This is a genomic window from Lysinibacillus sp. RU7 (assembly GCF_057837305.1).
This window is the reverse complement of sequence record NZ_JBYQFK010000151.1, coordinates 1-264: the sequence shown is the minus strand read 5'-3', so window position 1 is coordinate 264 and position 264 is coordinate 1. Positions and strand designations below refer to the sequence as shown.

Annotated in this window: 1 pseudogene; it reads right to left on the bottom strand. The window is 34.8% G+C overall.

From position 1 onward, the window contains the following. Positions 1-74: 74 nt before the first annotated feature. Positions 75-264, bottom strand: a pseudogene (locus tag AC3II9_RS21890) (ABC transporter substrate-binding protein); the annotation flags it as partial.

The following is a 264-nucleotide window of genomic DNA, read 5'->3' as shown; positions in this document are numbered from 1 at the left end:
GAAAAAAAGCTGCCGAAATGTTTTTTCGACAGCTTTGCCAAATAGCCTAATTAAATTAATTGATATTACCTTTATTATTCACCCTTAGCTAATGCATCTTCTTGCACCGACGCAAAATCTTCAGGTGACATTTCTCCTCCAAATAATGTTTGGATTGCATCTAGATGCACTTGTGCAACATTTGGATCCATTTGCACGTCTGCAAACAATGTTATATTGCTAGCCTCATTTAATTTATTTAAAACATCAATATACATAGCTGGC